This window comes from Coraliomargarita parva (genome assembly GCF_027257905.1).
In the GTDB taxonomy this organism is placed as follows: Bacteria; Verrucomicrobiota; Verrucomicrobiia; order Opitutales; family Coraliomargaritaceae; genus Coraliomargarita_A; species Coraliomargarita_A parva.
On record NZ_JAPZEI010000012.1, the window covers coordinates 38,485 to 51,190 of the forward strand.

Sequence of the window (12,706 nt, forward strand, 5' to 3'; positions counted from 1 at the left end):
AATTCATCAGCCTGTGTATTTCCTTCGGCATCCTGTTCTGCTAGCATGTATCTGAACCCTTAACCCCCTTCTTTATCATGTTTGAAAAGGTCAAAGATCAGTACGCCTCGATTGGCGTGGACGTAGAAAAAGCGCTCGAAGTGCTCGCCGGTACACCGATTTCCCTGCATTGCTGGCAGGGGGATGATGTCGGAGGCTTTGAGGGCGGCGATGGCGAGTTGGGGAGCGGCCTGGCCGTTACCGGCAATTTCCCGGGCAAAGCAAGAAGCATCGATGAATTGCAGCAGGACTTGGAGAAGGTGTTGTCGATCCTGCCCGGCAAGCACCGCTTGAACCTGCACGCCATTTACGGCGATTTCGGGGGCAAAAAAGTCGAACGCGATGCCATTGAAGCCTCCCATTTCCAAGGCTGGATTGATTGGTGCAAGTCGCAGGGGATCGGTATGGATTTCAATCCGTCCTGTTTTTCGCACCCGAAGGCGGATGATGGGCTGACCCTGAGCCATCCGGACGAGGCGATACGTGAATTCTGGATTACTCACTGCCAGCTGAGCCGGAAAATCGCCGCCGAAGCCGGCAAGCAGCTTGGTAGTGCCGCCGTGACCAACGTTTGGGTGCCGGACGGGATGAAAGACCTGCCTGCGGATCGTCTCGGTTACCGCGAGCGCCTGAAGTCCAGCCTGGATCGTATTTTCACTGAAAAGCTGGACCAGGCCCACAATATTGATGCGGTGGAGTGCAAACTCTTCGGTATCGGCTCGGAGAGCTACGTGGTTGGCTCGCACGAGTTCTACATGGGCTATGCGATCCAGAACCAGACCGCGTTGTGCCTGGATGCGGGGCACTTTCATCCGACCGAAACGATTGCGGACAAGGTTTCCTCGGTCTTGATGTATGTTCCCGAATTACTCTTGCACGTTTCACGCGGGGTACGCTGGGACAGTGACCACGTCGTGCTCTTTGATGACCAGACCCAGGCGATCATGCAGGAACTGGTTCGTTGTGACGCACTCGCACGCACCCATATCGGCTTGGATTTCTTTGATGCCTCCATCAACCGGATCGCCGCTTGGGCCATTGGCACGCGGGCTGCGCAGAAATGCCTCCTGCTCGCGCTGCTCGAACCTGCAAAGCTTCTGCGCGAAGCCGAATTGGCCGGCGATTACACCACGCGACTCGCACTCCTCGAACAAAGCAAGGCCATGCCCTGGGCCGTCATCTGGGAGGCGTTCTGCGAACGCAACAATGTTCCCGGTGAACTGGACCTGCTTTCCGAGGTCAAAGACTACGAGAGCAAGGTTCTTAGCCAGCGCGTCTGATGTATGAGTTTTCAATCCCTGCTATTGATTCCGTGAACCGAATCCGGACAATGGCAGGGGTTGAAATTCAAGCTCCAGTCATACGGTGAGCGTGGGATTCTCGTCCGGGAACTGGACGAGGAGCGCCGCTGGCGTTTGATTGCGGCCGCCGAGCAATGCCCGCCACAGGGATTGGCGGAGTATGTGCCGGGCTATAATACCCTGCTATTCTACTTCAAGGAGCGCTACGGATTTGAGCACTTGGAAGAGTGGTTGGGGCTGCATGATGTCGGTTCCGCCGGAGGCGGGGCACGGCTGAAAGGCCGAAGCCTGCGACGCATACCGGTGTGCTATGACGGCCCGGACCTGGAGTTTGTCGCCCGGGTCACGGGCTTGCGTCCGGAGGAAGTGATTCAGCAGCATTGCACGCCGGTTTACACCGTCCGGATGATCGGTTTTTCGCCGGGCTTTCCCTATCTGGAAGGGCTGTCTCCGCGCCTGCACCTGCCCCGCAGGGACGAACCCCGTAACCATATCAAGCCGGGTTCCGTTGCGATTGGCGGGCCACATGCGGGGATATATTCGGTGGCCAGTCCCGGCGGCTGGCACTTGCTGGGACGTACGAATGTCCGTCTGTTCGATCCGGGAGTCGCCTGTGGCAGCCCGGCTACGCAGGCCGCTGCGTGCTTGCTGCAGGCCGGGGATCAAGTGCGTTTCGAAGTAGTGGAGAAGCTCGGAGATGCCTGAACCATGTATTGAAATTCTGGCGACAGGCGCAGGCGCGAGCCTCCAGGATGCCGGCCGTCCGGGGTGGCGGCGCTTTGGTGTGCCTCCCGGTGGCGTACTGGATCGCTATTCCGCCGAACATGCGAACCGCCTCGTCGGAAATGCGCCCCACGCGCCGGTTCTCGAAATCATCCAGCAGGGTTTTCGCCTGAGAGCCTTGCGTGACGTCTGGATCGGTTTGGCCGGTGCAGACCATTGCTCCGGTCTCGCATCATGGACGGCGGCAGAGATTCAAGCAGGCGCGGAACTTGTCTTCGACCAACCCGGAACCGGCCTTTGTTCCTATTTGGCGGTGCCGGGTGGTTTTTTCGCGCCACGCTATTTCAGCAGTGTTTCGGTTGATCCCAGAACCGGCCTGGGCGAGTCGGTCTGTGCTGGAATGACGCTCGCATCCATGAAATCTGCGCCGCTCTGGGACGACGGGCGTGTCGCCGGCCGGATCCTGAGTCCTGAGCTGGTGCGTAAGTTCGCGAAGCAAGTGAGTTTGGGCCTATATCCCGGGCCGCAATATGACAGTTTTGATGAAGCCGGCAGGGACGCCATGACACAGGCCGTTTGGACGGTATCGAGACGTTCGGATCGCACCGGCTTCCGGCTGGAGGGCCCGACCCTGATGGTGCCGCCAAGCATTCCAAGTGAGCCGGTCCTTCCCGGCAGTATACAAGTCCCTGGAAATGGGCAGCCGATCATCACCTTGAATGACGGCCCCACGGTCGGCGGATACTCGAAAATCGCCGTCATTCCCGAACAGGAGCTGGATTGGCTCGTTCAATGTGCCCCCGGCACACAAATCAGATTCTCATGGGTACACTCGTATTAAATTGTGACTTGGGAGAGGACGAAGACCTCGTTCAGACAGCAGTGCTGATGTCGCGTATCGATGCTGCCAACATTTGTTGTGGGGTGCATGCGGGCTCGAATGAGAAAACCCGTGCCACTCTCGAGCTGGCGCGCCAGCATGCCGTGCGGATCGGTGCACATCCGGGGCTCGCCAGCGACGGAGGACGTGGTACAGGGCGCGTTGACACAGATGCGTTCAGGAGCTTGCTCGAGCATCAGGTCGGATTGTTCCTGCAGGCTTGTGAGTCCATGAATTGCACCATGGACTACATCAAGTTGCACGGACGATTGTATCATCTCGTTGAGCGCGATGCGGCGCTCGCCAATGCTTATCTGGCCTTCCTCGACCGTCTGCCATCCAGGCCGGCTGTCTTCGCTCTGGCTGGAGGCAGCTTTTCCATGATGGCCCGGGAGGCGGGAATCGAGGTGTATGAAGAGCTCTTTGCGGATCGTGGCTATCTGGATGACGGCCATCTCGTTCCACGGAATGAAGCGGGAGCCGTCCTTCAATCGCACGAGGCCGCCGTCGACCGGATCAGCCAATGGATTTCGTCCGGCATGATGCCGGCCCGAAGCCGGGCGGTATACCTAGCCGCCCAGACGATTTGCGTGCACTCCGATTCGCCCGGAGCAGTCGACCTGATCGACAGCCTGAATATATTGATAAAGGGTGCATGAGGCGCTTGTTGCTTGAAAAGACAGTCCCCGCATCGAAATATAGAACTCAATGTCCCTATTCTTGAAACGCTTTGTGGCCGAACAACGGCTCGCACTGGGACTTCTCTGCCTAGTTTGCGTGTTGGGCTTCGGGTTGCTACGAATCGGCTATGTCTCTGAGCGTGACTCACGCATGAGCCGTCTCGAATCCGGCAACATCCACATGTTGGAATTGATGCAGCAACAAATTGCCCGCTTTTGTGATGAATCGATCCAGGACTCGCTGCTGCTAAGCGGTTTGCCGAGTCTCGCCCGATACTCGGAGACGCCTGGGGCGGGGACGCGGCAAGCACTTGAAGCGGACTTCGGTAATTTTGCTCGAGAAGGGACCGGTTTACTACAGATACGCTTCATACGTCCGGACGGGATGGAGCAAATCCGCGTCGAGAAGAGTGGACTGGTGATCCCTGAACAGCAGCTACAAGACAAGGCCGAGCGCTATTATTTTCAGCAGGGCATACAGCTCCCCCGGGGCGATATTTACATATCGCCGCTTGATCTGAATGTCGAACGGGGGGGAATCGAACGGCCTTATCGTTCGACTCTACGCATCGTTCAGGCCATCTACCGGAGTGATGCTCAACTAGCGGGAGTGCTGGTTGTCAATTTTGACGCGGACCGCTTGTTGCGCTCGCTTCAAGCCATGGATGTCAACAAGGCGTTGGAACTGTTGAATTCTGAAGGCTATTGGCTCATGCATCGCAATTCCGGGCAGGCTTGGGGTTTTATGTTTGGCGGAAAAGAGGGCACGCGGATCCAGGACCAGCAGCCCGAACTATGGTCCCGGATCACAGCACTCGGCAGAGGCAGTTTTCTCTCCGGGGCCGGAGATCTGTACACTTGGCGCACGCTCTCCCCCTACCAGTCGAGTGTTGGCGGCATCCGCATGCAGGACTCGAACGGGGATTATAGATGGATACTGCTGTCCCGCATGCCGGAATCAATGATTGAAGGGGTATTGAACCCGGTCTTGTTCCGTAACCGGATCCTGGTCGCTTCCTGGATGGCCTTGGTTCTGGTTCTTCTGGGAGGGCTTCTATTGAAGGAGTATCACCGTGACCAGATCGCGAGCCTGCAGGCGATGCATAGCACTATTTTGCAGAATGCGGAAGTCGCAGTCATTTCCGTCGGTAATAATGGCATCATCCAGTTCTTAAATGAAGCGGCCGAGAAATTGACCGGGTGGTCCAGTGCAGATCTAGTCGGGCATTACCAGCCATCCATTTTCCACCAACGGCGGGAGTTGATTGATCGCGCGGAAATCCTTGGAAAAAAGTTCGGTCAAAGGCTTCGCCCGGATGTCGAACTCTTCATGCGGGCGGCAGAATTCTATGGACGCTACGTCGATGAATGGACCTACACAAAGAAGAATGGTGAAAAAATACCGGTCTTATTGACGGTTTCCCCTATTTTGAACGCGAGGGGAAAAGTGATCGGCGGAATGGGGGTGGCGGTGGACATTACCGAACAGAAGCGTGTGCAGGCAGCACTGGAGGAATCACGCAAAGAAGCCGAGAAAGTTGTCCAGATGAAGTCCGAATTCCTGGCCAAAATGAGCCATGAGATCAGGACCCCGATGAATGGGATCATCGGCTTGTCGCACCTGCTGGTGAACTCCGGTTTGGATGACGAGTCCAAGCGCATGGCCGAGACCCTGTCCCGCTGTGCCGAAGTACTTTTGACGGTATTAAATGACATTCTGGATTTCTCCAAGATCGAAGCAGGCGCCATGCAACTGGAGGCGACTCGGTTCAATCTTGGAGAGGTGATGGACAACACCATGCTCCTGTTCGCCCCTCAGGCCGCCAGCAAGTCGATTAACTTGGTCAACGCAATTAAAGAGGAAATGCGGTGTGAACTGATCGGGGACAGCCACCGCCTGGCGCAGATTCTGGGCAACCTGGTCGGCAATGCGGTCAAATTCACGAACGAGGGTGAGGTGCGTGTCTCCGCGCAAGCCGTACAATCCAGCGCGGATCAGGTTCTGGTACGATTCGAAGTGCGGGATACCGGAGTGGGGATGCCTCCGGAGGTACAGGCGCGCATTTTCAAGCCATTTGCCCAGGCGGATTCCAGCATCTCACGGAATTTTGGTGGCACGGGGCTGGGCTTGTCCATTACGAAGAATCTGGTCCAGATCATGGGCGGGGAGATCGGTGTGAGCAGTACCACCGGAGAGGGAACGACATTCTGGTTTGAAATCCGTTTTCCCAAGGCGGGTGAAAGGGAAACGGAGCCGCGGTCGGCCGAGGTAGAAACCATCCCGGAGTCGATCCAAAAGCTGCGCTTGATCGTTGTGGACGACGACCCGACCAACAGGATGGTACTCAGCCTGCAATTGAAGTCATTGGGTTTAGCGGTGGCCGTTGCGGAGAGTGGGGCGGAACTGCTGGAAAGACTTGAGGCCGAGCCCTACGACCTGGTCTTGCTGGATTGCAATATGCCGGAACTGGATGGTTTCGAGGTGGCACGCCGGATTCGGGCAAACGAACAGTCCGGAAGGTTCACCGCATGCGGGCATCGGATATGGCTGATTGCGGCTACCGCCTATGTCTTTGAGGAGGAAAGAAAAAAGGCTGTTGAGGCAGGTATGGACGACTATCTGGAAAAACCCTCAACAGAAGAGGGCTTGATTCAAGTGCTTTGTCGTGTACCGAAGGATTTGTAATTCACCGGAAAGCAGTTCAGCTTCAATAAACTGTGGAAAACACTGATCACGAAATATTTGACAGCCTGGCACGTTCCAATGTGAACAGCGCCTGGGCTGCAGTGTGCATGGAAGTCCTGTCCCGCCTCGGGGTCGAGCATGTGGTGATCTCGCCGGGGTCGCGTTCCACGCCCTTGACCGTGGCGGCGGCACGGAACCCAAAGCTGGATGCCATCCCCATTCTGGATGAGCGTTCCGCCGGCTTTTATGCGCTGGGATTGGCCAAGCGCAGCCACAAACCCGTGGTGCTGGTCTGTACTTCAGGAACGGCTGCCGCCAATTATTTCCCCGCAGTGATCGAAGCCTCCATGAGTGGGACGCCGCTGCTCGTATTTTCCGCAGACCGCCCCCCGGAATTGCGCGATTGCTCCTCCGGACAAACGATCGACCAATTTAAACTGTTCGGCGCTTATGTCCGTAGCTTCCATGAGATGGCCCTGCCCGAAGTTAGCGCGGAGATGCTGGCCTACCTGCGTCAGCGACTGGTACATGCGGTCGACCAGGCCACCCATCACAATCCCGGTCCAGTGCATCTGAATTTTCCATTTCGGGACCCGCTTGCTCCTTCGCCAGCAGACGAACCGGTGGTCGGGAAGGATGTCTTGGAGGACGCGTCCACCGTTCTGACTCGGATCTGCGAGTCGGTGTCGCTTGAGAACGCTTTAGATACCGTCGCGGGCGAACGCCTGGCCAGTCATACTCACGGCTTGATTGTCGTGGGCGACGTAAACCCGAAGGGAGGAAATGAGCCCTTTACCGATGCCGTGGCCATGCTGTCCCAGAAGCTGGGTTGGCCGGTACTTGCCGATGTCTTGAACCCGCTCCGCGGGCATGCCGGGGAGATGCCCGCGCTGGTTTGCAACTATGACGCCATCCTCCGGGATGCTTCATCTGTGGATGAACTGTCGCCGACTGCGGTTTTGCAGATCGGTCCTCTGCCCACAAGCAAGGTTCTCCGGCAGTGGCTTTCACGGCTGGATGCCGTGGGTTTTTTGCTTGCGGAGTTTCCTGCCAACACGGACCCCTTGCACCGGGTGGCCGTCCCGATGACCGGAGAGGTGCATCGATTGGCGGAACACCTGAGCCATCAGCGTAGCGACCCGGACTGGACGCTCGCTTGGAGTACGCGCGAGATTCAAGTACGGAAGCGTATTGAAACCGCCCTGAAAGCGGAGCAGTCTAGCTTCGAGGGGAAAGCCGCGTGGTTGTTGTCAGGACACTTGCCCGTAGGGACGCCTGTTTTCCTGGCGGGTAGCATGAGTGTTCGTTATGCGGAATGGTTCTGGGCAGCCGGAAACCGGGCTTGCCCGGTACTGGCCAATCGTGGCGCAAACGGAATCGACGGCACCCTGGGTACCGCCATGGGCATGGCACACGGGAACAGGCCTTCCATTCTCCTAACCGGAGACCTTGCCTTCCTGCACGACAGCAACGCACTGCTTGCGGCCTCACGAATGCAGGGGAGCCTCACGGTGGTCTGCCTTAATAACAACGGAGGCGGCATTTTCGAACTGCTGCCGGTCGCTTCACTGGAGCCGCCGTTTGAGGCGTTTTTCGCAACCCCGCAGGAAGTCGACCTGGCAAAGCTTGCCGACGCACACGGCGTGGCGTACCAGTGTATTGACGATTGGGATACCTTCGTCAGACTAATCAACCACCTGCCGGCGCGCGGCCTGCGCGTGCTTGAGTTGAAGACGGACAGGAAAGTGTCCCGTACTGCTTTGAAACAGATCCTTAATCCAAATTAGACTATGACGAACTGGCAAAAAGTCCGCGACTTCGAGGAAATCATCTACGAGAAATCCGAAGGGATCGCCAAGGTAACCATCAACCGGCCACACCGGCGCAATGCTTTCACTCCGGACACCGTGGCGGAGATGATCGAGGCCTTTACCGACGCCCGCGAGGACAGTTCCATCGGGGTAGTCCTACTGACCGGCTTCAACCCGCAAACCGACGGGAAATTCGCATTTTGCGCCGGCGGCGACCAGAAAATCCGCGGACACAAACGGGGTGGCTATATCGGCAAGGACGGGGTGCCGCGCCTCAATGTGCTGGATCTGCAGAAGCTTATCCGTTCGATGCCCAAGGTCGTGATCGCCCTTGTCGCGGGGTATGCGATCGGCGGGGGACATGTGCTCCATGTGGTCTGCGACCTGACCATTGCGGCGGATAATGCGGTCTTTGGTCAGACCGGCCCCAAGGTCGGCAGCTTCGACGGCGGCTTTGGCTCCAGTTATCTGGCACGCATTGTCGGGCAGAAAAAGGCCCGGGAGATCTGGTATCTCTGCCGCCAATATAATGCGTCCGAGGCCTTGGATATGGGCCTGGTGAACAAGGTGGTGCCTTACGAGCAACTCGAGGCGGAGGGCGAGCAATGGGCAAAGGAAATCCTCCAGCACAGCCCGCTCTCGATTCGCTGCCTCAAGGCGGCCTTTAATGCCGATGTCGACGGGCAGCAGGGCCTGCAGGAGCTGGCGGGCAATGCGACGCTTCTCTATTACTTGACCGAAGAGGGCGAGGAGGGGCGGCGCGCCTGGAATGAAAAACGCCCGCCGGACTTCAATAAGTATCCGTGGCTTCCCTGATTCGCGGCTGAGGCACGCTTTGGGCGCGGCAAAGGGCCTGTTTCCCATGGGCTCTGCATGCAGGAGTCGCCCGTAGGCAGCCGTGGGCGACCCGGACGTCTTCGAAACCAGCACTTGCACCCGTCCCGGAATTCCCCCAACTTGCTCAGTTTTCTATGAGCAAGAAGTTCTACATCACCACTGCAATCGACTATGCAAACGGCTCGCCGCACCTCGGCCATGCCTATGAAAAAGTGCTGACTGATATCGTCGCACGCTTCCGTCGAATGATGGGCGATGAGGTGAAGTTCCTCACCGGCTTGGACGAACACGGGCAGAAAGTCCAGATGTCGGCGCAGAAGCAGGGCGTCGCACCCATTGAAATCTGCGATCGTCTCGCCGGCGAATTCCAAGGCTTGTGCCAACGCCTTGAGATTTCAAATGACGACTACATTCGCACCACCCAGGCAAGGCACAAGGCGGTCGTCCAGGAGATCCTTCAGAAACTCTACGACAAAGGGGAGATCTATAAGTCCGACTACAACGGCTTCTACAGCGTGCGTCAGGAGCAGTTCGTCACTGAAAAGGAAAAAGTCGACGGCAAATGGCCCGAGATCTACGGGGATGTCGTCGAGGTCACCGAGACCAACTACTTCTTTAAGCTGGCTCAGTACCAGGACTGGCTGATTGAGACCATCGAGAAGAACGAAAGCATGATCTATCCGCGATTCCGCAGTGCCGATGTGCTTCAGTTTCTGAAGAAGGAAGACTTGAACGACCTCTGTATCTCGCGCCCGAAGGAGCGCCTCGAGTGGGGGATCGAACTGCCCTTCGACACCGGCTTCGTCACCTATGTCTGGTTTGACGCGCTGACCAACTACATTACCGGAGCCGGATATGGAACCGATGAATTCGAAAAACACTGGCCGGCCGACTATCATGTCATCGGGAAAGACATTCTCGTGCCGCCGCATGCGGTCTACTGGCCGATCATGCTAAAGGCTCTGGATATCGAACTTCCGAAACATTTCCTCGTGCATGGCTGGTGGCTGAGTTCCGGCGCCAAGATGTCCAAGAGCACCGGCGACGTGGTCAACCCGCTGGACCTCATTGAGCAGTTCGGTGCCGACGCCTTCCGCTACTTTGTCACTCGCGAGATGAACGTCGGTCAGGACAGCGAGTTCTCGCTGGAACTATTCATGAGTCGCTACAACAGCGATTTGGCCAATGACCTCGGCAACCTTGTCAGCCGTCTCCTGAACATGGGAGGTCGTTACACCGAAGGCAAGGTGCCGGCCGTCAGTGTGGACGAAACTCCGGAACAGGAGCTTCGGAAGTTGTGGTCCGAGATCGGTGGCGAATTGGTTGATCTCTACGAAAACTTCCAGTTCCATAAAGCGCTTGATCGTATCTTCACGTTCATTTCGGGGATCAACAAGTATGCCGAGACGCGTGCGCCTTGGAAACTGGCGAAGTCGGAAGATCCCGCGGACCGCGCCAAACTCGAAACATCCTTGGCATATATGGCCGAAGCGCTTCGTCTTGGGGTCGTTCTGCTGACACCGGTCATGCCGGCGATCTCATCCAAGGTCCGTCAGCTGATCGGGGCCGAGGACTTCGCCATGCTGGATGGACAACTCGAGTGGGGGACCACGCTTGAAGGGAAGTCACTCGGGGAGAAGACCATCCTGTTTCCACGGCCGGAGCGTCCGAAGGCCTGAGCCCGGTACTGCTCCGAACTTAGGACTTGGTCAGGTTTGTCAGGCTTCTTTTCGTGAGCCTCTGCGAAGTTTTAAGTAACGAACAAATGAGAAGTCAGAATTTCTTTTCGGTTACACAACTTGCTAAGAAACAGTAAGATCCGACACTAAAAATAGGGTTTATACCCTGCGTTCATTTTACAGTTAATTGAACAAAAGCGGGTTGTCAGTTCTGACTTAGTATGGTCTCTATTAGCCTGTCATGCCTCGCAAAATAAGCTTCGTGAATTACAAGGGTGGCGTGGGTAAAACCTCGCTCGTCGTAAATCTGGCCTCAGCCTTAGCTCAAATGGGCAACCGGGTGCTCTTGGTCGACTTGGATGCACAATCCAATTCGAGCATATGGCTGTTAAAACTGGAGCGATGGAATCCGCTCAATACGGCCGACACCGGCCACCTGTATTCAATCTTCGAACCGGGCATTTGCCAGTTGCGTGACTGTGTGGTCAAGGACGTGGTCCGGGGCCAGGAAGGCGAGTGCCTGTTGCCGGGCTTGGATGTGGTGCCGGCGACTTTCACACTGGTCGATATCGAACACGACTTCGAGTCCACGGACGGTCGTCCTGCCTTCGCCATTTTTCAGGAACAATTGGCGGAGATCGAGAATGACTACGATTTCATCCTTTTCGATTGTCCGCCAAACGTGCTCTATGCGGCGCAGTGCGGCATCTTCTGTAGTAGCGAAATCTATGTGCCGTCCAATCCGGACGCGCTCAGTCTGATTGGATTCACTTTGCTCGTCGGCAAATTGCAGCAGTTCCAGCATTTGAGTGCGAGTTTCCGGGTTGCCGGCATGCAACCCGTCGCCCAGGTTCGCGGGGTCATCTTCAACGCGATTAAAAGCAATGTGGACATCGACGTGCCCAAGATGCGCATGCAGTTTCGCATCAATCAATTCAAGAATCAGGGGCGCGTCGCAAAAGACACCCGCATATTTGACCATCAGGTCCGGGATGCTATCGTGGTGCGACGTGCGGTGACGCTTGGCATGCCAGTCAGCCTGGTCAGTAACATGGCCAGTGAGGACAGCGTACAGGACGACTATAAAAATGTTGCCGAAGAAATATTGAACACACCGGCAATGCCCCAATAAAATAAATCTATGGAAAAATATTCAGAAGCGGAGTGGGAACACCTCCGGAAGCGTTTCTTCAGCTCGATCCTTAACGATACTGAAATCGCCAAGCTGGGGCAGAATGTCGGCATCTCATGGCCTTTCAAAGGCAGTGATGAAACGCCGGCCAAGTACATCGACTTTACGTTCGAAGAATTGAGGGATGTCCCCGGATTAGTGGGGAAACAGAAGCGGATTCATCTTTTGATGGATATCCTCCGGGAGACGCTGGCCTTCGACGATCCGTTTTCCGACATGGTGGATACGGTGGAATCGGAGAGTGAAGTGGATGACACCTTTGAGCGGATTCTGGCAAAGCTGCAGATCCCGACCAATTTCCCGGCTAAGTTCGTGCATTTCACCCAGGATACGAACGATCTACTGGAGTCTGAAGACCTGCAGACGCTGGTGGAGGTGATTCATTTCGGCCAGCGCTTGGCTCAAAACGTGGTCGTTGGCGGAGATCTGAAATCTTTCCTCAATGGCCTGGCCCATAAGGATGAAGTCGGGATTGCAAAACACATACCTTACCGGCGTGGCGAGCGCGGGGTTCACCTGGCCGAAGCGATCGGATTGATCGCGATCGAGCTCTCCGAGCCGATCCAACTCGAGCTTTTATCTCAATCCGGCGTACAACTCACGGATGAGGAAGAAGCGATTCGTGCCAAGGCGAGCAAATTGACCATCGACGGAAGCATCAAGCGTGCGATCGAGAAAGTCAGCGATGTCTGCCAGTGGTTCACATCCGAATCCAGCGACCTGGAGCAAATCTTCAGTACCGGTGGTTCGCCGGAGCGCTTCTTCATCAACATGAACCAGCCCAAGCTGGAGCGCATTGCAGTCGCGCTGGCACGCATCAAATTTGGCGCGCTCGAACAACGTAAAGGCTTTTTCGGTAAAATTTTCGGACGCTAGAG

The 12,706-nt window shown here is 56.5% G+C and carries 10 protein-coding genes; all 10 read left to right on the top strand.

Annotated features, from left to right (window positions below; translation table 11 throughout):
• The first annotated feature begins 77 nt into the window (after positions 1-77).
• The 10 genes from O2597_RS16010 (at position 78) to O2597_RS16055 (ending at position 12,704) form a co-directional block, all read left to right on the top strand.
• Positions 78-1,319: an L-rhamnose isomerase gene (locus tag O2597_RS16010; RefSeq protein ID WP_269526460.1), complete on the top strand. Its 1,242-nt coding sequence runs from the start codon at positions 78-80 to the stop codon at positions 1,317-1,319.
• Between the two features lie 60 nt (positions 1,320-1,379).
• Entirely contained in the window at positions 1,380-2,045 is a 666-nt protein-coding gene (locus tag O2597_RS16015; protein ID WP_269526462.1) for a 5-oxoprolinase subunit B family protein, read from the top strand.
• Positions 2,038-2,904, top strand: a complete 867-nt coding sequence (locus O2597_RS16020) for a 5-oxoprolinase subunit C family protein (protein WP_269526463.1) — start codon at positions 2,038-2,040, stop codon at positions 2,902-2,904. Before O2597_RS16015 ends, O2597_RS16020 begins: the two co-directional genes overlap by 8 nt.
• Positions 2,886-3,602: a LamB/YcsF family protein gene (locus tag O2597_RS16025; RefSeq protein WP_269526464.1), complete on the top strand. Its 717-nt coding sequence runs from the start codon at positions 2,886-2,888 to the stop codon at positions 3,600-3,602. The genes O2597_RS16020 and O2597_RS16025 overlap by 19 nt, the downstream gene beginning before the upstream one ends.
• A gap of 49 nt (positions 3,603-3,651) precedes the next feature.
• A complete protein-coding gene (locus tag O2597_RS16030; RefSeq protein WP_269526467.1) occupies positions 3,652-6,309 on the top strand; it encodes a PAS domain-containing hybrid sensor histidine kinase/response regulator in 2,658 nt (885 codons plus the stop codon).
• A 32-nt stretch (positions 6,310-6,341) separates the two neighbouring features.
• Positions 6,342-8,096 (top strand): 2-succinyl-5-enolpyruvyl-6-hydroxy-3-cyclohexene-1-carboxylic-acid synthase, encoded by a 1,755-nt coding sequence (gene menD / locus O2597_RS16035; protein WP_269526469.1) that lies wholly within the window; start codon positions 6,342-6,344, stop codon positions 8,094-8,096.
• Positions 8,097-8,099: 3 nt separating this feature from the next.
• A complete protein-coding gene (gene menB, locus O2597_RS16040) occupies positions 8,100-8,936 on the top strand; it encodes a 1,4-dihydroxy-2-naphthoyl-CoA synthase (protein WP_269526470.1) in 837 nt (278 codons plus the stop codon).
• A gap of 155 nt (positions 8,937-9,091) precedes the next feature.
• Positions 9,092-10,636, top strand: a complete 1,545-nt coding sequence (gene metG / locus O2597_RS16045; RefSeq protein ID WP_269526472.1) for a methionine--tRNA ligase — start codon at positions 9,092-9,094, stop codon at positions 10,634-10,636.
• A 241-nt stretch (positions 10,637-10,877) separates the two neighbouring features.
• On the top strand, positions 10,878-11,768 hold the full coding sequence (locus O2597_RS16050) for a ParA family protein (protein ID WP_269526474.1): 891 nt from the start codon (positions 10,878-10,880) through the stop codon (positions 11,766-11,768).
• 9 nt (positions 11,769-11,777) lie between these two features.
• On the top strand, positions 11,778-12,704 hold the full coding sequence (locus O2597_RS16055; RefSeq protein WP_269526476.1) for a hypothetical protein: 927 nt from the start codon (positions 11,778-11,780) through the stop codon (positions 12,702-12,704).
• Positions 12,705-12,706: the final 2 nt, after the last annotated feature.